16 protein-coding genes and 1 pseudogene are annotated in these 20,466 nt (G+C 39.0%); 11 read left to right on the forward strand and 6 right to left on the reverse strand.

All coding sequences use genetic code 11. The features are described from left to right. Positions 1-1,115 (reverse strand): annotated as a pseudogene (locus AC1W6K_RS08925) (hypothetical protein); the annotation flags it as partial. Positions 1,116-1,439: 324 nt separating this feature from the next. On the opposite strand from AC1W6K_RS08925, the gene AC1W6K_RS08930 reads away from it, so the two are divergent. Genes AC1W6K_RS08930 through AC1W6K_RS08960 form a run of 7 tightly spaced genes read left to right on the forward strand, consistent with a single transcriptional unit; the run spans position 1,440 to position 7,829 of the window. After that, a complete protein-coding gene (locus tag AC1W6K_RS08930; protein WP_481947217.1) occupies positions 1,440-1,883 on the forward strand; it encodes a PqqD family protein in 444 nt (147 codons plus the stop codon). An 8-nt stretch (positions 1,884-1,891) separates the two neighbouring features. Continuing rightward, positions 1,892-2,950, forward strand: a complete 1,059-nt coding sequence (locus AC1W6K_RS08935; protein ID WP_481947218.1) for a hypothetical protein — start codon at positions 1,892-1,894, stop codon at positions 2,948-2,950. A 1-nt stretch (position 2,951) separates the two neighbouring features. Then, positions 2,952-4,061: an SGNH/GDSL hydrolase family protein gene (locus tag AC1W6K_RS08940; protein WP_481947219.1), complete on the forward strand. Its 1,110-nt coding sequence runs from the start codon at positions 2,952-2,954 to the stop codon at positions 4,059-4,061. Next, positions 4,055-4,753, forward strand: a complete 699-nt coding sequence (locus tag AC1W6K_RS08945; protein WP_481947220.1) for a glycosyltransferase — start codon at positions 4,055-4,057, stop codon at positions 4,751-4,753. The genes AC1W6K_RS08940 and AC1W6K_RS08945 overlap by 7 nt, the downstream gene beginning before the upstream one ends. A 6-nt stretch (positions 4,754-4,759) precedes the next feature. After that, on the forward strand, positions 4,760-5,653 hold the full coding sequence (locus AC1W6K_RS08950) for a hypothetical protein (protein WP_481947221.1): 894 nt from the start codon (positions 4,760-4,762) through the stop codon (positions 5,651-5,653). A gap of 12 nt (positions 5,654-5,665) precedes the next feature. Beyond that, positions 5,666-6,583 (forward strand): glycosyltransferase family protein, encoded by a 918-nt coding sequence (locus AC1W6K_RS08955; RefSeq protein ID WP_481947222.1) that lies wholly within the window; start codon positions 5,666-5,668, stop codon positions 6,581-6,583. Then, the gene (locus AC1W6K_RS08960) at positions 6,570-7,829 is read left to right on the forward strand and encodes a glycosyltransferase (protein WP_481947223.1); all 1,260 of its coding nucleotides are present in this window, start codon (positions 6,570-6,572) and stop codon (positions 7,827-7,829) included. The genes AC1W6K_RS08955 and AC1W6K_RS08960 overlap by 14 nt, the downstream gene beginning before the upstream one ends. Here AC1W6K_RS08960 and AC1W6K_RS08965 read toward each other — a convergent pair. Further along, positions 7,777-8,994 (reverse strand): nucleotidyltransferase family protein, encoded by a 1,218-nt coding sequence (locus AC1W6K_RS08965; protein ID WP_481947224.1) that lies wholly within the window; start codon positions 8,992-8,994, stop codon positions 7,777-7,779. The genes AC1W6K_RS08960 and AC1W6K_RS08965 overlap by 53 nt on opposite strands. A 3-nt stretch (positions 8,995-8,997) precedes the next feature. Beyond that, positions 8,998-9,687, reverse strand: a complete 690-nt coding sequence (locus tag AC1W6K_RS08970) for a glycosyltransferase family 2 protein (protein WP_481947225.1) — start codon at positions 9,685-9,687, stop codon at positions 8,998-9,000. A gap of 91 nt (positions 9,688-9,778) precedes the next feature. On the opposite strand from AC1W6K_RS08970, the gene AC1W6K_RS08975 reads away from it, so the two are divergent. Then, positions 9,779-11,392, forward strand: coding sequence for an ATP-binding cassette domain-containing protein (locus AC1W6K_RS08975; RefSeq protein ID WP_481947226.1), 1,614 nt, complete (start codon positions 9,779-9,781; stop codon positions 11,390-11,392). A 9-nt stretch (positions 11,393-11,401) separates the two neighbouring features. On the opposite strand, the gene AC1W6K_RS08980 is transcribed toward AC1W6K_RS08975, so the two are convergent. Continuing rightward, positions 11,402-12,400: a hypothetical protein gene (locus AC1W6K_RS08980; protein WP_481947227.1), complete on the reverse strand. Its 999-nt coding sequence runs from the start codon at positions 12,398-12,400 to the stop codon at positions 11,402-11,404. Positions 12,401-12,553: 153 nt separating this feature from the next. Between AC1W6K_RS08980 and AC1W6K_RS08985 the strand changes: the two genes are divergently transcribed. Beyond that, entirely contained in the window at positions 12,554-13,459 is a 906-nt protein-coding gene (locus AC1W6K_RS08985; RefSeq protein WP_481947228.1) for a sugar phosphate isomerase/epimerase family protein, read from the forward strand. A gap of 107 nt (positions 13,460-13,566) precedes the next feature. Here the strand turns inward: AC1W6K_RS08985 and AC1W6K_RS08990 are convergent, their stop codons facing one another. Together AC1W6K_RS08990 and AC1W6K_RS08995 are read right to left on the reverse strand one after the other, a co-directional pair. Next, positions 13,567-14,160: a hypothetical protein gene (locus tag AC1W6K_RS08990; protein WP_481947229.1), complete on the reverse strand. Its 594-nt coding sequence runs from the start codon at positions 14,158-14,160 to the stop codon at positions 13,567-13,569. Between the two features lie 148 nt (positions 14,161-14,308). Further along, positions 14,309-16,048 carry a T9SS type A sorting domain-containing protein gene (locus tag AC1W6K_RS08995; RefSeq protein WP_481947230.1) on the reverse strand — a complete coding sequence of 580 codons (1,740 nt, stop codon included), beginning with the start codon at positions 16,046-16,048 and terminating at the stop codon, positions 14,309-14,311. 101 nt (positions 16,049-16,149) lie between these two features. On the opposite strand from AC1W6K_RS08995, the gene AC1W6K_RS09000 reads away from it, so the two are divergent. Both AC1W6K_RS09000 and AC1W6K_RS09005 read left to right on the forward strand, forming a co-directional pair. Continuing rightward, positions 16,150-19,149 (forward strand): amidohydrolase family protein, encoded by a 3,000-nt coding sequence (locus AC1W6K_RS09000; RefSeq protein ID WP_481947231.1) that lies wholly within the window; start codon positions 16,150-16,152, stop codon positions 19,147-19,149. An 11-nt stretch (positions 19,150-19,160) separates the two neighbouring features. Further along, positions 19,161-20,447 (forward strand): amidohydrolase family protein, encoded by a 1,287-nt coding sequence (locus AC1W6K_RS09005; protein ID WP_481947232.1) that lies wholly within the window; start codon positions 19,161-19,163, stop codon positions 20,445-20,447. The last annotated feature ends 19 nt before the right edge of the window (positions 20,448-20,466 follow it).

Raw genomic sequence — 20,466 nt, forward strand, 5'->3', positions numbered from 1 at the left:
AAAAGATATTCCTTACTTGTTCTACCACTTGAATACTTACTAAAGATAAATTTAGATAATGGATTTTCTATAATCTTTACCGGTTTTTGAGTCTTTTTTTGAATGATCGGAAACACCTTTTTATCAAAATCAAAATTCTCAATTCTCATCCTTACTAAATCACTATAACGTAATCCCGTACTACACGAGAAAAGAAACATATCTTTTATTACTTCATAGGTTGTCCAATAATGAAACATCCCTTCAACTGGTTTTGTCTCAATTTCAAACTTCTTATTCCTTTTTAAATTTTTATTTTCATCTCTAACCGAAACAATTTTTTGTTCTTTAATCAGATAGTCATTCCCATTCCAGTTTTTAAATTTTGATACATCAAGTGTTTCACCATAATCAAAACCTTTACAAGTGAACAATACCTTCAATTGTTCAAGTGTCAATGATAATATTTCCTTATATGAAGTATTAAGATTGTGTTTATAATTCAAAGATGGGTGAGTTATGTATTTACGTTTGAAAGACCAGTTTAATAGTATTTTCAATTGATGATAAACCTTAACACTTGTTGAATTAGATAGTTTCTTGTTGAATAGGTATTCAAACATTAATTGACAGAAATCTTCGTTTATTTCGTGAATGAATAACTCCTCTTTGTATGTATCCTGAATAAACGACTTAATCAAACCAATTCTATATTTGTTAGACTTGTAATCTGCAAGTTGGTTCCCCAGTTTAATAGATTTCAAATACTCATCCATCAAAAATTGAATGGAATAGGAGTTTACAGAATCTTCAATCTGGGTTTTAAAAACAGTTTTGTTTTCAATGATTTTTAGATTTCTTTTAACTAATGCACCAGTTGGTTCTTGTGAATTTGTTTTGATGTTAAAAATGACTTGTTCTACCTTATGTGTGAATATCCTTAAAATTTCATTCTTCTCTATAAAATTCGGTTCGGATGGTTTGATTGGGGAAGACAATTTATTCTTTGTCCAATTCCGTTTTTCACACTTAATACCAGTACTAAAATCTGTTTGTGTAGAGTGATAATGATACCTCAATATCACATAAACATCATTAGTATCATTAACCGGTTTACAGATATAACTTAACTTCATAATACAGTGGAATTTGAAAATCAAAGATAGTGATATTCTTCCACTAATTCGTGGAAAAAATCCACGAATTAAAAATACAAAATTTCATTTATCTGATGTAACTAACTGATAATCAGTTCAAAATTACTTAAAGACCAAAAGAGGTATGGTTCCGGGATCTACCACTTCAATTTTTAGAAACCCCTGCTTTTTGAGTAGGGGTTTTTTTGTGGATTACATGTGGCCTATTGTTTAGGATGTTTTACCGCTAAATACATGATTTTCTCGATAGTTTTTGAGATATTTATGTTTTAAATGATTTCCAATCCTATATTATAATGTATTATGAGTCATACTAGGTATACCGTTTTTGATAATAATATCATAAGCGATGTTTTTGGCGAAGAAGTGGTTTTGGTTAACCTTGAATCAGGCGTATATTATAGTTTACGAGGTTCTGCCACTCAAATTTGGATTCGATTAGTTAGTCAGTATGCAATCCCAGAAATTATTACAGATTTACTGAACATATATCAAGTTGCTGAGCAAGATTTGGAGGTAGATATTGATCAGTTTATAAATCAACTAATTGATTTTAAAATTATTAAGATTACATCTGATTCAAATAGCAAGCCAATTGAGTTTACTGTAAATACTACATTACTTGAATATAATGCTCCTATTTTGGAGACATTTTCCGACATGCAAGAAATTCTTCTTCTTGATCCTGTTCACGATGTTGATAAAGCTGGCTGGCCCATTAGTAAAAATTTAGACACCCGGTCCTAATCGATACCATGGGGGGTAAAGACTATTTTTATGAATCAGTATTTAAAATAACTGATGATGTTTTCAATTTTAGTTCAGCAATTGAGAAACGATGTATTTTAGTTGCGGGACTATCAATTGAATGCCGATTTGCTGGAGATGCCCTCCTGCCCGTTATCATACCTGCTTTAGAACATCTATTAGTTAATGCAAGTGAAGGACATTCGTCCTATAAAATTGACATTTGGGATAGTGAGTCTACTCAAATGGAATTTCCCACATCACCCTGCGGTATCGATGAAATTCTAGTTCGGGGAGAACTCGAAGGGTTTAATTCTGACCGTTTTGAGGCTGCATTTTTCACACATGCCCGAATGCTTACAGTTATCGATCATGATCTCAAACGTGGTGTCGTATGTTTAGCCACTAGTTTAGATATTCCTGCCTTCGAACTTGCGTGTCCTTTAAGGGGAATTTTAAGTTGGATTTTACGTCGGAATGACACTGCTATGATTCATGCTGCATCAGTAGGCACACCCGATGGTTGCGTATTAATTGGCGGTAATAGTGGTGCAGGAAAATCATCAACAGCACTTAGAGGGCTAGCTGGAGGTTTATACTATTTTGGTGATGATATTTGCGCGATTTCAAATAGGCTAAATAGTCCAAAAGTCTATGGAATTTATTCTTCTGGAAAAACATTTAGTTCAGATTTAAAATTATTCCCAACCTTAAAATCATCTGTTCATAGTCATTTTGAGGAATTTTACGAAAAAGAAGTTTACTTCTTTAATAATCAATTTCATGCGCAACTTCCCCAATCAGGGGAGATTAAGGCAGTTGTTATTCCACATCAGGATGCTTCATTGACCATTGGTTTTCAAAAAATACCCTATGCAAATGCATTAAGTGTCATGTGCTCCTCCACAAAAAATTTACTTCCGAATGCTGGGAATGAAATGTTTCACATATTAGTATCAATTTTGCATCAAGTTCCTTGTTATCGGTTTAACTTGGGCAATGACCCAAGCCTTATTGCAGATTCATTAGCTCATTTTATTTCGTCATTGAAACCATCTCATCGCTAAAATGAATGATTATTTTAAGCCAAGAGAAGGTCTTCATGCGCTTCATGAGGATTTACATACTAGATCTTGTAAAATTGCATTCTTAGGGAATAGTATTACTGCTCAAAAAGAAGGCTATGCATATCAATTAGCTAGTCAAATCAACGACAATTTCCTGCCTAATCATGAATTTATCTATGCTGGAATAGGTGGAGTAGGTTCTTTAGCATCTTGTTTTTTAATGGATGACTTTGTAGTCCGTTATAAACCCGACATCTGTTTTGTTGAATGTACGGTCGCTGACATTGGGTACGCCACGCCACCTCAATATATAAAACCAGCCGTAGAAGGTATTATTCAAAAACTTATTGCATCATCTACTCAAATTTGTTTTCTGCACCTTTTTAATACCCATACTTCAGCTAATCGAGCAGATGAAATCATTGAGGATTACGAAGAAGTTTTGGCTGAATATAAAATAGCATCCATCAATGTGCGTGAAAAAATTTATGCCGGAATACGTAATAGCGTTTACCAACAAGCAGATATTCTTTATGATGGCGTGCACACAACAAAACAAGGAGCGACAATCTATGCAGAGGCAATCATGCATGCTTTCATTCCTATGCTAAGCCTTAAGACGGATTTGCGGAATCTCCCGGATTTAAATTTTTCTAGTAAATTTAGATATACACAAATTGTCTTACCTGAATCATTGCTTTCAGAAACGTCGCTAAATCTTGTTAAATCAAGATTTAGAGGCTTAATTAAGTATGTTCAAATAGACAATGAATATGTATTTAAAGCCTTATTGACAGATGGGGTCATAGTCGGGTTATTTATCATTGCAGATGATTCATCAGGCGTATTACATGTCTCTTATGAGGAGAATTCATTGGATATTCAAACATATGATCAATGGTGTCATAAGGAGCGTATTCAGGCAGTTTTACTTGATGAGCCAGTTGCGGAATTTCAAGATCTCAATATTTCATTGTCCAGATTAGACAGAGCAGAAAGAGGGGCAAATGGATCTGCGAATGAGTATAGACATTTAGGTAGTTCATGGAAATTAATAGGTTTGATGGTTGCATATACACACGAACCTTCCGTTAAAACAAAATTATGGTAAACGTAAATCAGGAGCCAATCGTGAGCGTTATAACTGCGACGTTGAATGCAGAGAAGTATCTGAAGGAGGCCCTTAACAGTATTATAAACCAGACGTATCAAAATTTTGAGATTTTGATCATTGATGGGGGTTCAACCGATAATACCCAAACAATTGCTAGCTCATTTCCGCGTGTATCTTTCATTAATCAAAAGGGGTCCGGACTCTTTGATGCATGGAATCAAGGTATAAAAATGTCCAAAGGGCAGTTTGTCGCTATTTTAGATAGTGACGATATTTGGGAGTCTAGCACCTTGACAAATCATATGAATGCTTTATTAAGCGATCCTTCCAAAATAGGTTCTGTAGGCCATGTTAATTTCTTCATTGAAAAAACGCAAACTCCTCCTCCTGAATTCAAGTTGGCTTTATTAGAAAAATCTCATCTAGCTTATATGCCTGGCTGTTTTATGGGGCGTAGGGAAATTTTTAATCGAATTGGTTATTATGAGACAGAATGGAAAATAGCGAGCGATATTATTTGGTTTGGTAAAGTCAAAGAATTAAATGATGAGATTTGCTTATTAGATCACGTGGTATTGAACAAACGAGTTCACAAAAATAATATTTCATATAATTCGGTCGATGAAGATATTTATGGTCGTGAATTATTAAAATTGTTGCATCTAAAGTTGAAATCCAGACGGGAATAAGATAATATGAATTTCATTCAACGAGTTGAACTTATTCAAAAAATCAACGCGTCTGTTTTACAAAAAAATGGATTCGCGATGGGGAAACTGGGCTTTTCGGAGCAATTTCTTTTAGGTTATTTGCCATTCAAGGCGACTAATCCGGGAAATATTCAACTCAAGGCTTATGAGGCCATGCTACGATATCATTGTGAATTTCAGTTTGGGATATTTCCAACTGATACTTCTTTTTTACATGACTTTGCCCAATTTTATACAAAGCATGTTCAACAAATAGATATTCTAGGTCTTTTTCAGGCTGATCAAGAGGAGAAGATTATCATCGAAAGTGGTTTAAATGCACTCTTCATCCCCTATCAAATGACCGAGCCAGATAGGTCTCTTCCCGCAAATGAATCTAATTGTTATTTGCCATTTTTTGAAGGAAAGAAATTGCTGATTATTTCTCCTTACGCAGAATTGTTAAAAAGTAGGGCCAATAGAGATACATTTGAGTCAGTATGGCATAATATAGGTAAAAAGTGGTTTTTTGTGAGCGAAATTAGCTCTTGTGAGATTCCTTATTCTTATAAATATTCAATTCAAACCCATCAGAACTTTAAGAACTCAATCGATCTGTATAATACTATTTGTACCCGTATTGAGAGTATAGACTTTGATATTGCACTTATTGGTGCTGGAGCGTTAGGTCTACCGATAGCCAGTTATTTGAAAAGTCAGGGTAAGATAGCAATTTCTTTAGGGGGGCATTTACAAGTTTTATTTGGTGTAGGTGGCGGACGGTGGAATAAAGATGAATTTTGGATAAGAAACTACATTAATCAGCATTGGATTGACATGCCGGAAAATTATCATCCTGAAAATAAATCTATGTTAACAGATAATAGCGCATATTGGTAAATATCCAGACCTATGTTTCAGACACCAGTAGCCATTTTTATATTCAATCGACCTGAATGCACGCGGCAGCTAGTAGATTCTTTGGCTGTCATTAGGCCTACTCGTCTATTCGTGATTGCTGATGGCCCGCGGAATGAAAATGACTTTGTACTTTGTCAGCAAACACGTGCCATTATTGACGAAATTAATTGGCCATGCAATATTAAGAAACGATATGCAACAGTAAATGTGGGTTGTCGTGAGAGTATTCCAAGTGGCTTGCAATGGGTATTTGATCAAGTAGAGTCTTGTATTATTCTAGAAGATGACTGTATTCCGCAGCCTAGTTTTTTCCCTTTTTGTGAAGAATTGTTGCATTTATATCAAGATGATGTGCGTGTCATGACCATAGGTGGCCACAGAAGCGATGGGCCAAATGAATTTGACACAACGAGTTATTATTTTTCTAAATATCCAAGTGTCTGGGGCTGGGCCACTTGGAAAGAAAAGTGGGCAAAGTTTGACTTGAATATGGATAGTTGGGACGAGCTAAAAAATTCAGATTGGTTAAGTGAAATACTAACATCTCCTAAAGCAGTAACGTATTGGAGTCGAATTTTTGATCAAATGAAAAATGGAATGGATGCTTGGGATTATGCACTTACATTTGCCTGCTGGTTACATCGGGGTCTTTCTATTCGTTCGAAGGTGAATATGATCTCAAATGTTGGGTTTGGGAAAGATGCTACGCATACCCAACAAGTCGATTTGGGGGAAATTTATGCAAAATCAAGCAATATAAAATTACCATTGATTCATCCATCTAAGATATGTGTTGATGAATCCGCAGATGATCGGATTGAGTGGGTAAGTTTTAGTGGAATGAATGAGCGAAGGTTAGCCAAAGTTAGAGAACGAATTAATCTATTGAGGTCAGATGAAGGTTCTTGAAGTATTGCATATAGCGACCTATGAGTCATTGGGTGGTGCAGCAAGGGCAACCAAGCGTATTTATCTGGGGTTGAAAAAAGCGCCAATTATTTGTCACATGTTTACCATGCTAAAATCATCTGATGATGAAAGCATTCAGGTAGTTCAACCCAAGGACCCTCGTGCACAATTAAAGTATATTCATGCCCTTTTGCAGTCAAACCAAAAACAGAAACTTAATCAGAATGTAGTATTGGAATCCGGTGGAGATGTGAGTGCTGGAATAGTGGATGAAATAAATGAACATCCGGCGCCTATAGTTCATCTGCATTGGATAAATAATTTATTGTCCATTTCTGATATTGGAAAGATAAATAAGCCAATTGTTTGGACTTTACATGATATGTGGCCTTTTAGTGGGAGAGAACATTTGAGCTATGACCCTGATGCATATTTTTACAAAGACTCCACAAAAGTTTCTTCGGAGGATACGCTAAGACTTAAAATAGAAAATTGGGCACATAAAAATTTTAAAATTGTTGCACCTAGTCATTGGCTTGCTAATTGCGCTAAAAGAAGTATTCTATTTAATCAATGTGATGTAAGTGTTATTCCTTGCCCTATCGATCATGTATTATGGTCACCACAAAATGCAAATTCAAGTCGACTGGAGTTTAATTTTGATCATGCTAAACATCAAATCTTATTTTTAGGGCAAAATTTGATTAACGACACCAACAAAGGCTGGGATTTATTGCAAGCTGCATTAGCCATACTTTCCCAGATGCATGATATTGAATTTGAATTGGTTGTTGTGGGGCATTATGGTGAAATCTTAGTGGATTGTCCCTATAAGATTCATTCTTTGGGAGAGATTTCGGATGATGAGATATTGATTCAATTATATTCTACTGTTGACTTATTAGTCGTCCCTTCTAGATTTGAGGCATTTTCACAAGTAACCCTGGAGGCTCAATCCTGTGGATTACCCGTTGTCGGTTTTGACATTGGCGGTATCCCCGATATTTTAATCCACAAAAAAACAGGTTGGATTTCGCCGGCCTATGATCTAATTGACTTTGCGGAAGGGATACATTGGATATTGAGTGTAGATGGCCGTGCTGAGGAGTTGGGCAAAGGTGGCAGGACGCATGCCATTGAGAACTTTTCTTCAGAAAGGGTCGCGCAACTATATATGGACCTTTACCAACAAGTTATTTTTGGCGGAAAAAGTGAATTGAAAATTGATTTGGATGATAAGTTATAGGTCGGTTGATTTGGCTTGAATCACTCTTATTTGAAAATAGAAACCATTTGAATATTTTAAAAACGTTTAGTAATATTCTTGATATTGAAAAAATTATTATTTGAATGACTTGGTTTAATCTAGCCAACATTTTTATTAGCTGAATTAAGGATAACAATCGGATAATGTGAATTAAGAAATTTTGATTGATGGAAAGATTAATTCGATATTCTTTGTTTAGTTGCTGGACGGGATTTCCATTTATTTCATCGACAAGGTTAGCAGACTGTCTAATTAAATCACCCATTTTCACCAATCTTTCTGCATCAGTTGTAATTAATTTTAATTGATTAGCATCAATTTGACTTGATAGCGACAGCATATCGAAAATATATTTTGTATTATGGCCTTTTATCCAATTATGAAGATTAAATGCATTGGCAACAGTGATAATATATCTATCTTCTACTGAGGGAATGAAGCAAGATGGATATTTTTTTGCACGGACCTTTCGCTTCCAGAGATTTTTAGTAAATGTTTGAGAAGCGGATTTAGCTCCTGGAATTGCAGCGAAGTGCACATCTAAATCAAAGATTCTTTCTGTTTTTTGAAAGGTTTCTGCATGTGGTTTGATTGGGCTATTTAAATAAGACCAATTAGACAAGTTTTTGGATTTAGTCCACCCTATATTTTCAAATATCAGCCTACATTTCTCCCAGTCTTCTTCATGAATCAATAAATCTATATCGCGTGAAGTGCGCATAAAGGCAAGTGTGCTTCCGTCTAACATTTCACAAACCCCTTTAAGCGCGATGAACTCAATATTTTCTCGATCTAATGCGGCTGCAATCTTTTGATATTCATTGATGATATATTGATTTTTAGTCCAGGTATATCTAGGAAGGCCAGCTAAGAATTGTGCATTTTTGGGAATAAATTGTTGCCATTCACCATCTAGGCAACATGTCTGAATTTTATTCACGACTGACGGCATGAGTTCTTTACATGAAAACAATAAATCCTCATAGTCCTCGGTATGTTTCCATAACTCTTCCCAATACTTGATTGCTTCTTCTTTTTCACAAGAGATTAATCTCAGTATCGCTAATTCCTCATTACTAGGCTTAAATTTCAATATCCCTAATGGGATATCTTGGCTCAATTCAATCGCAAATTTTTTTCCCATAATTTACTGTTGATTTCTTCTGCGATCTAATGCTTCTTTTAAAACAGCCACATATTGTTTGGCATCCGGCCTATGTAACCGATCTAAGTTTCCCTCGTGAATTCTTCTAAATGCCAATACATCGGGAAGTACGATCTCTGTTAGTCCCATATGTTTTGCCCTATCGTACCAGTCGATGAATTCAGCCACTTTCCATTTTGATTGAAAATCACCAACTTTGAGAAAATCGCGTTTGGAAATTAAAAGGGTGATTGGACTATAACCTACAAAAGTCTTAACGTCTTTTTGAAGATCAGTATGGCCATTAATCGAAGAATCATAAAATTCTTTTACCTGACCGAATACCATATGCACCTTACTCTGTTTTGTGAGGATGTCTAATTGACTTTTTAATTTGTTCGCAGCCCACATGTCATCGGCATCTAAAAATGCGATTAATTCTCCTTTAGCATTCCTTATTCCATTATTTCTTGCTTCTGCAGCACCGGAATTCACTTGTTTGATTAATTGGACACGTGGGTCATGGATGCCGTTTATCTTTTCTTCAAAATTATCTGTTGAACCATCATCAATTACAATAACTTCAATTTTCTCGATGCCTTGTGATAGAACACTTGTGATAGCTTCTTGTATAAAAGGGGCATCATTATAGAGCGGAATAATTACACTAATTAGCGGTGCTGTGTTAGACATGAGTTTTCTTTTAGAGGAACAAGGCTAGACAAAAATAACCCTTTTTAGGTTTTTTTGAATCATATTTGTGTTTTACAATTAATACTGAATCGTGGATTCGAATTTGGTCACCTTCAAGTCTCTATTTTTTTTTGATAAAAGGCGCGCGTCTTTAAGTATTTTATTGTCAATCATACAATCAATTACCCTTTTACCGATAGGTCTAATTATTAAATATTTGTTTGATCACGTTCATGATAAGTATGACATGAACCTACTTCTCGCTGGTATCCTATCTTCACTTTTTTTGATTTTACTAAATACCGTGGTTGTGCTCTACAATAAGCATATATCATTAACGTTGATAAAAAATTTCATTTTAGATATAAGAGAAAAGCTCCTTCATAAGTTAATCTATTTAAATGCTCATTTCTATGTGGCTGAGGACCTTGACAAAATTCATAGTCAAATAGTTCAAGATACGGAGAGGTTAGATAATATGGCTGCGGCTTTACTGACCCAACTTATCCCGGCTATAATTGTAATTATAGGTTTGTCGGGAGTACTTCTGTACATGAATTTCAGCCTTTTTATTTTGCTTTTATTTTTACTACCACTTGTATATTTAGTAGGTGCTCGACTAAGTAAGAAGTTGAAAGGATCTATACAGATTTTTCATGAAGACTTTGCCAAATTCTCTGCGGGTGTTACATTTATTTTGAAATTTCATGATTTAATCAAAATTTCAAGTGCTGAGTTGGCGGAATTTTCAAAGCAGAAATTTATACTTCAATCGGTTCAAAAATCAAGCAAAAATGTAGCCTGGAATGCTACTGCCTATAATACGATACAAGGCAATTTAGTTGTTGTTGGAGGCTTTGTGGTGCTATTACTTGGAGGATTCCAAGTTATGAATGGTCAAATATCGCTTGGCGCATTAATTTCATTTTATGTCATTTTAAACGTCACGAGCTCATATTTTAAGACCATCATTACATTTGTTCCTGTAGTCGTTGAAGGGCAAAACTCGATTAATTCATTAGATGCGATATTAAGTAATGATTCGATCGAAATCACATCACTAGCTAATTTTAGATTTCAAAATTCCATTTCATTTCAAGAAGTTGGTTTTTCATATGGAGAGGCACAAATTTTGTTGAATACTAATTTTGAAATACAGAAGCATCAGATTTTTGGAATTTCTGGGGAATCAGGTTCTGGTAAAACAACTTTGATCAAGTTGTTGCTTGGGATATATCCTGTAGGGAGTGGTCAAATTTTGATTGATGGGCAAAATATTGAAAGGCTAAATTTAGCGGAATTCAGAAAGCAAGTGGGTTATCTTCCACAAGAGCCTATGTTTTTTGCAGGAACGATTATTGAAAATTTGACCTTTGGTTTAAATGAATTTAATTCGTCTGAAATTGAATTCCTGTGCTCTAAATGTTTGATTCATGATTTCATCATTTCATTACCCAATGGATACGACACGGAAATTGGCAATACTGGAAATAAATTGTCAGGTGGCCAGAAACAAAGATTGGCTTTAGCCAGAGCTTTAATTAGAAAACCGGAAATTTTGATATTGGATGAGCCTGATAAAAACCTAGATGGAAAATCTATATTATCAATTCTAGCTTATATTAAGCAAATGAAAATCACTACAATTCTTATTAGTCACAACAGTAGTTTATTGTCGAAAATTGAAAATCAAGTGAAACTTTAAGAGCTGGAACTATTCTTCCATTAATTGATTTACAAGCTCTGGCCGTGATTTAAGATTTTTAGCTAACGTAGAAAAGCCCGAGAACCTTGCATGATGTGCATTTTCAATCAAATTTGGGTAGAATAGATTTTTTGACTTAGCCATACCAATCAGATCGGCTAACATATTTATGTTGTTCAACTGAATAGTTTCTTCGGTTAATCTCCATTGAAAATGTATTGGAGTTTTATTGGAGAAATATTTTTCTATGTATGTTATTTCAGATTGCGTTAATATTTCTTTGGCATCTTGGATGGCATCTGAATTGTCCGTACATATTAAAATTCGTCGATTTAAAATCTTTGGTTTAAGTCTTTTCAGGAATGTTCTATAATCAGTCTGATAGTCTGTATTTCGGATATGAATAGAATCGTAATTGTTGCCCAAATAATTGATTTTGCGATTAATAGCATTTCTTAAGTCCCTCTTTAAAGAAAGCAAACCTAAGGTTTCAATGGATTGCTCGCCACCTCCAGACATGTGATGTACAATTAATTGTGCAGGATGATTTATTAAATCTTCAAATTTAATTTTAAAAGGTTTTTTTCGAATCTGTAGGTAATTAAAGATGAAACTAAATTTTAAAGATATCCTATTGAATGCTACATAATTTAATAACTTGAACAGGGTAAAAATTGAATTGAAATGCCTCCAGGTATACATTTTTTTTGATTCAATGGCTGCAAATCGATGATATATCCAGTCTATTTTACCTTCAAATTCATTTGGGAAGCATGTTAGTTGGCTAAAGTAATTTAAGTCCTCATTGCTCAAATCAAGTTTAATTCTATTGTTCGGAAATCGTAATTCGAAATAGTTCGAAAATGAGTCTGCAAGACCAGATAACCGCGTATCAATAAGTAGTATTCTGTTACTTTTTTGAGAAAATTTGTAAGCTTCCTGAATTTGGCATAAAACATCATTGAATCCACAACCTCTTGGGATACATAAAATGTATTTTTCTTCCATTGTATGTTTTCTAAAATTCAGTTTTATTCTTGATTGAAAAGATATGAAATTGTAAGGGCATTTGTAAAATTTTATAATTCCTACAATTGATTTTATTTCTCCAGATACGCATTTAAGTCAAATGTTTTATCTTGCAAACAAACCTATTCCCCTATGAACGATTTCTCCCGCCGCAACCTGCTCAAAGCAGCTGCGCTCGTGCCTTTTTCCACGTCGGCTGCGGCTTCTATTTCCGCAGCACGTACTGTTAAACCCGAATTATCCCTCAACATGTCCACCATCATGGGTCAAAAACTCGGCTTCATCCGTGAGCTCGAAGTATGCTCCCAAGCTGGGTTTCGCTCCTGTGAGATTTGGATGCCTACGTTGGAAGCTTATTTGAAATCTGGTGGGAGCATTTCCGAAGCCCGCAAACGCTTATCCGATCTTGGTCTTCGTATTCAAAATGCCATTGGTTTTGCCCAATGGATTGTTGATGACAATACGGTTCGAGCCGCTGGAGTTGAGCAATTGAAACGCGAGATGGACCTATTGGCCCAACTCGGCTGTACACGTACTGCCGCGCCACCCATGGGAGCCACGAAAGAAGCTGGCCTTGATTTGCGCCGTGCCGCGGAACGCTACCGGGTGATTTTGGAGCTTGGTGTGACGATGGGGGTTACGCCCCAACTCGAAATGTGGGGACATTCGAAAAATTTGAACCGCGTCGCAGATGTTTTATTTGTGGCTGCGGAAGCTGGCCATCCTTCTGCACGTTTATTACTCGATGTCTTTCATATCTACAAGGGAGGATCTTCCGTCGATTGCCTCCATACCGTTGGCCACGACGCCGTCGAGGTCTTCCACGTCAATGACTACATCACCTCATTGGCACCAGATCAAATCACAGACGCGGACCGCATTTACGTCGGCGACGGGGAAGCGCCCATTAAGAAAATTTTGGATCTCCTGAAACCTGAAGTCATCTCCCTCGAACTATTCAACAAAGAACTATACAAGCAAGACGCCCTGCTCGTCGCACGGAACGGCTATCAGAAAATGAAGGCTTTAATTCAGTAGGTGTGCATTTGCTACATTTTTTCGACTAGTGAATTAATCTGTTTTTCAGTGATTGATTTGCATAGAAAATGCTAGCTTATGATCTTTTGTTTCCCACCACCCATTTTTTAAGCGATTTTCGCAATCCAACCTGCAAACAATTCCGCCTCATAAGCACATGCCGCCGCGGCATGTTTTTCCCAATCAGGCGAGAACGCCTTCAATTGCACAATCATCTCCTCCAAATGCCCTTCTTCCTCCACAATAATGGATTTGACTTGCACCTTGGATCCGATGTCAGTTAAGATTTTTTGATAGATCGGGTAGAGCATATCTGCGCGAACCTCGATGGCATAGGTGACCAATAAATAGGCGGCCCATTTGACATCGGCGCCGGATAGGCCGAGGGCCTTTTTGGCATATTGACAGACGCGAACGTCCAACATATCTAAGTAATGGCGCGAGTCTTGTGGACTCAGCAACCACGCATCTGCATACGTTTCAAAGCCGGTTGGCAACAACTTGCTGATTTGCTTCTTCAAATAATAGGCATGTCGGTGCTCTTCCGCCGCATGTTTCAACACGATCAAACTGACCTCCGTTTTCGGTTCAAATTTGGAAATTTTCTTCGCCCCTACATTTTCCATGTAGGAAAGCGTGTTTAAAAATTTGGCATGCGTAAAGGCATCGGACGTGATTTTAGCAAACTTTTCGGCGATCATGAGCTTAATTTTAGGCACGAATATACCGAGCGATGGAGGGACATGTCAACAAACCTCCTAAATTTGAAATAGAAACCTTTTTTAATCCTATAATGGCTATGGAAGACGCGAAGTATCGCGTCTCTACTCCGGACTCTTTCCCTCCGGACTAATTCACTGCTAACCTCTTCGTCACCTTCCTCCCATCCAAGCCCGTAAACTGAACAAAATAATTACCCCGCGCCCAGGATGAGACCGGGAACTGCGCTGATTTCACGCCCTCAATGACCTGCGAATAGACTTTCAAACCCGACATGCTGTAAACATCCAGCATCCCATCCACAAAATTTGAAAATTGCAAACTGATCATATCCTTCCCAGGATTCGGGAACAACGTGTATTCAATAAACTGCTCATCCTTAAAACCAATCGGGAAACCCGAAAAACCAAATGCCCGCATCCCCAACTTATTCTTTAAAAATGGCCCAGCAAACGGGAATATCTTCGTCTTCGCATCAAAGTCCCGATGGAAATCCGGTAAATAAGAAATCACATTCCGATCATACTGCACATTAAATGTCAAAATCACCTTGCGCCCCTCTACTTCAATTTTGGTGATAAAAGGCCCCATCGTTTTGGCATTCAACTCATCATAAAAGAAATTTTGCGCTAACAACCTTTTTTGTAAAACCCCCGCCTCATCCTTCACCACCGTATCCAGCGTCGCCACCATTTCTTGCCCCTCTTCGAATTCTAAGTAAACTTTGTTGCGCTCCGACCTCGAATTAAAATATGCCCGCTGAATATTTGGGCTATAAACCTGAGGGGTTAACGGCCGACCATACAATTCCTTCAACATAATCCGCGCAAGCTCCTGCCCCGACGAACGATATCCCGGATTCGTATAATGTATACGGTCAAACCCCAACGAGCCCACCGTCGCATATCCCTTGACCAATGGATCTTGTGCATGCAATCTGCGCTGATCCTCCCGAATCACGGCAGCCCGATCATACCTAAATTCATAAATATTCAATTGGGGTAGAAATATCCGTTCCACCGAAGGGAAATATTTCTTCCACTTGTCCTTTATGGCCAAAAATTTAGTCGTCCATAAATTAGGTGTCCCCGCCTCATACGCCACCTCACCTTCCCCCTGCCTAAAAATAATTCCACGTACCTTAGAAATAGTACCCGATTTCAACGCTTTATAATACATAATGTCGCCACCCGTGATCGGAGGCGTTACATTTCCACTCAAAATCAAATGAAAATCGATGTACGATCCACCCGCTGCCGAATTAATAAATGCCATCGGAATCTTCTCCGATTCAAATAGTTGCTTCGCAATTTCTGCCGCCCACGGACCAATTCGCGCCTTGCCCACCGGCAACGACCAGAGTGTATCTGCCAACACATACGGCCCATAATTATCATTGGCCTGAACCAACCCAAACGAACGCACCCATGTTCCCTGATAGACCAAATCATCAATCGGCCCAATCCAGGCATTCGATTGACCAGATACATAATACACATCTCCCGCAACCACCGATTTCCTACGAACCACCAAACTCGAATCCACCCCCTTAAACGCATAAACTTCCACATCGTATTCGGCCAACTCCGCCCGAATGGAAAATGAAGAAGAAAATTTAGAAGCTGAAAGCGCAGGTTTGGCATAAGCAAACAAAGCCCCATTGCGCAACACCCGTACACTCACGCCCGTCACCGCCGGATTCGTCACCGCACCCGATACAGGTACTGGCGCTAAATTCGTGGACTCGCGTGGAACCAACTGGAAATCTTGTGGGAGTTTATTAAACGTAATGTCGCCAATCTTCTGCGCCTGAACAGCAAAGAAGCTGCCCAACAAAACCCCTAGTAGTACACTTAATTTCAAACGCATGCGCAGGTTAAATCAATTTTTAAAAGGCTCAATTTACAATATTTCAGAAATTTAGCCAATTTATATTTATCTTGTTCGCTCATCAATATAAACCTGTTTTCATGTACAAATTTAATCTCAGGTGGTTCGGATTCGTTTTACTTTGTGTTACGAGTCCTTTATTCGCCCAACAAACCTATCCAGCGAACGATATCGCAAATCCCCGTTCTGGATATTATGCCTTCACAAACGCAACCATCAGTAAAGACGCCAAAACAACACTGAAGAACGCGACACTTTTAGTGAAACAAGGTAAAATTGAAGCCGTAGGTGTTAACCTACCTATCCCCAAAGAAGCGGTCATCATCAACTGCCAAGGCAAATTTTTGTATCCGTCTTTCATTGACGCATACAGCGATTACGGTTTCGACGCTCCGCAAGGAGGCAGCTATTCCTATCGGTCACCTTCCCAAATGATTAGCAAAACGCAAGGTCCCTACAGCTGGAACCAAGCGCTCAAATCAGAACTCAGTCACGCGAAACTATTCAACGTAGACGATTCCAAAGCGAAAGACCTCCGTAAAATCGGTTTCGGTTCCGTGGCCTCCCACCAAATGGACGGCATCTCCCGCGGAACTTCCGTTTTTGTTTCGCTTGCCAAAGAAAAAGAGAACCTAGTCATTCTCAAAGAACATGCCGCCGCGCAATTCTCTTTCAACAAAGGAACTTCCTCCCAAGATTATCCAAATTCATTGATGGGGAGCATCGCTTTATTGCGCCAGCAATACCTAGATGCGAATTGGTATAAAACCAAACCCGCGCAAGAAGGACTAAATCTAAGTCTTCAAGGATTTAACGCAAATAGTAGCTTGCCACAAATTTTTGAAACCAACGATAAGTGGTCGGCACTTCGCGCTGATAAAATCGGCGATGAATTTGGCGTGCAATACATCATCAAAGGAAGCGGTAACGAATACCAGCGCATCGAGGAGATCAAGTCGACCAAAGCGACATTCATTCTACCCCTTAATTTCCCGCAAGCCATGGATTTAGAAGATCCAACAGACGCACGTTTTGTGAACGTGGCCGATTTGAAGCATTGGGAATTAGCACCTACCAATCTAGGCGCTTTTGAAAAAGCAGGCATTTCATTTGCCTTAACATCAAATGGCTTGAAAGATCAGTCGAGCTTTTTGGCTAACATACGTAAAGCCATGCAATTTGGCTTAACAGAACAAAAAGCACTCGAAGCATTAACCCAAACACCTGCGCAAATCTTACAAGTGGCGGATCAAGTAGGTACGCTAGATGCGGGGAAATGGGCGAACTTCTTAATTACAAGTGGCCCGATTTTTGACGAAAAATCAGTCGTGATCGAAAACTGGATCCAAGGAGCCGGTTATGTGATCCAACCAGAAAACTGGAAAACGCTAGCTGGGAATTACCGTTTGCAATTAGGCAAAGACGAGAAAACCTTAGTGATCAAAGGCAACCCAGGAAGCTATAAAGTGACCATGATGGCCAAAGACACGATGCAAGTTGACATGTCACAAAAAGAGGCCCTTGTGAATTTATCGTTCACCAATAAAGTGGGCAAATCACGTTTATCCGGAACGTTTAATGGAACGGAAATCGGCGGAACAGGCCAGCTCGCTTCGGGCGAATGGGTTTCTTGGAAAGCTGTACGTACCTCCGCCGCTGCAGTAGATACAGCTGTAAAAGCTAAACCAGCCAAGCCAGAGGTAATCGGGGATGTAGTATATCCATTTACCGGTCTTGGCAAAAAGACGATTGCCAAACAAGAAACCATCTTGATTAAAAATGCAACGGTTTGGACCAACGAAAAATCGGGTGTTCTCGCGGGAACAGACGTCCTATTAAAAGGAGGAAAAATAACCGCGATCGGGAAAGGCCTGAAAGATGCCTCTGCCCGCGTGATCGACGGAACAGGTAAACACGTAACGGCCGGCATCATCGACGAGCATTCACACGTGGCTTCTTCGGGTGGCATCAACGAATGTTCGCAATCCGTCACAGCAGAAGCGCGCATCGCCGATGTGATCGACCCAGAAGATGTGGATATCTACCGTCAATTATCCGGTGGCGTAACCGCGTCGCATATTTTACACGGTTCTTGTAACACCATTGGTGGCCAAACGCAATTATTGAAATTCCGCTGGGGTAAAAATGCGGAAGATCTGAAGTTTGGGAATTGGGATCCGTTTATCAAATTCGCCCTAGGTGAAAACGTAAAACGTTCGTACAATACGGCTAACAACCGCTTCCCAGATACCCGCATGGGCGTAGAGCAAGTATTGACAGATGCATTTACACGTGCCCGCGACTACGAAAAATTAGGGCCCGGCAAGCGTATCGACCTCGAATTAGAGACACTTTTGGAAATCCTAAATAAGAAGCGCTTTATCACCTGCCACTCGTATGTACAAAGTGAAATCAACTCGATTTTGAAGGTGGCTGACAAATTTGGCTTCACCGTAAATACGTTGACACATATTTTAGAAGGCTATAAAGTGGCCGACAAAATGAAAGCACACGGGGCGAATGCTTCTACGTTCGCCGACTGGTGGAATTACAAAATGGAGGTATTGGATGCGATTCCGCAAAACGCTTATTTGATGCAAAAGAATGGCGTTAACGTAGCGATCAATTCAGATGATGCTGAAATGGCGCGCCGCCTAAACCACGAAGCTGCGAAAAGCGTGAAATACGCCGGGATGTCAGAGGAAGACGCCTTGAAAATGGTGACGTTAAACCCAGCTAAAATGTTACACGTCGCTGATCGCGTAGGTAGTATTAAAGAAGGCAAAGACGCTGACGTCGTTGTGTGGTCGGCACATCCGTTAAGTATCTATGCCAAATCCGAACAAACCATCGTAGACGGAACGGTTGTTTTTGACCGCGTAGAAGATGCCAAATTACAAGAGGCATTGAAAGCGGAAAAGCAGCGTTTGGTGATGAAAATGTTAGGTGCGAAAAAAGGGGGTATGGCGATACGTCCTGCTATCCCTTCCTACAAACCAGAAAATATGTGCGAAGAGGATCACAACCACGAGCGCAGTTTATGGGAGCGTATTTCACACCGTTTTGTTAACATCGACTAAAAGATACACATATGAAAACGAATATATTCGCATTATTGATGTTGGCCAGCTTGGGACTAAACGCCCAAGAAACCATGCATCCCTCGCCGGCACAAACTAAAAAGATTGTGATTTCTGGCGGAACGCTACACATTGGCAATGGCCAAGTGATTGAAAACGGAACCCTGAGTATTGAAAAGGGGAAAATTAAAATTGAAACGGCTACTGTGACAGGTGATGTCGAGCGCATTGATGCCACAGGCAAGCACGTGTACCCGGGGATTATTGCCCCAAATACCAATATGGGTTTGGTGGAGGTTAGCTCAACTAAGTCAACAGCTGATTTTGATGAGTTAGGGGACTTGAACCCAAGCGTTCGTTCAATCGTGGCCTACAATACCGACAGTAAAGTAATCAATACGGTTCGTTCGAATGGCGTTTTATTGGCGCAAATCGTTCCGCAAGGAGGATTGATTTCGGGTTCTTCTACGGTTGTACAATTGGATGCTTGGAACTGGGAAGATGCCGCGTATGCACTTGACAATGGAATACACATGACGTTTCCTGCGTTGATTAATCGTCCGATGCAAATGCGCAGAAGAGGTGGAGATTCGGATCCGGTTAAGTTAGGATTAGAGCGTATTGAACAAGGTCGCGTATTTTTCCGTGAGGCGAAGGCTTATTTGCAGGAGAAAACACATGCAGCCACCAACTTGAAATTCGAGGCGACGCGTGGTTTATTTGATCGGTCAAAAACACTTTATATACACTGTGATTTAGTGAAAGAAATGTTAGTGGCGATCGATTTTGCCAAAGAATTTAATTTCAAATTAGTCATTGCGGGAGGTGCGGATAGCTACATGATTGCAGATATTTTAGCGGCGAACAACGTGGCTGTTATCTTGCATGAGCCACATGCGCTTCCGGCTACGGAGGACGATGCCGTGGACCAACCCTACAAAACAGGTGCTCAGCTCCAAAAAGCGGGTGTTTTATTCTCAATTTGCCAAGATTCAGGAGATGGGTACACGCAAATTCGGAATTTGCCATTTTTGGCTGGAACAATGTCGACCTATGGCTTAACGAAAGAGGAAGCTTTGGCTGCGATCACCTTGAATCCAGCTAAAATTATGGGGATTGCAGATCGGACCGGAAGTTTAGAAAATGGGAAGGATGCCAATATTGTCATCTCAACGGGCGACATCTTGGATATGAAATCGAGCGTTGTTACGCACGCGTTTATTCAAGGACGCGCGATCAACTTGGACAACAAGCATACGCAGTTGTTTAATCGATATAAATATAAATACGGTCTTTAATACTATTTTTGCAGAGGCG

The organism is Aquirufa sp. (genome assembly GCF_964796385.1).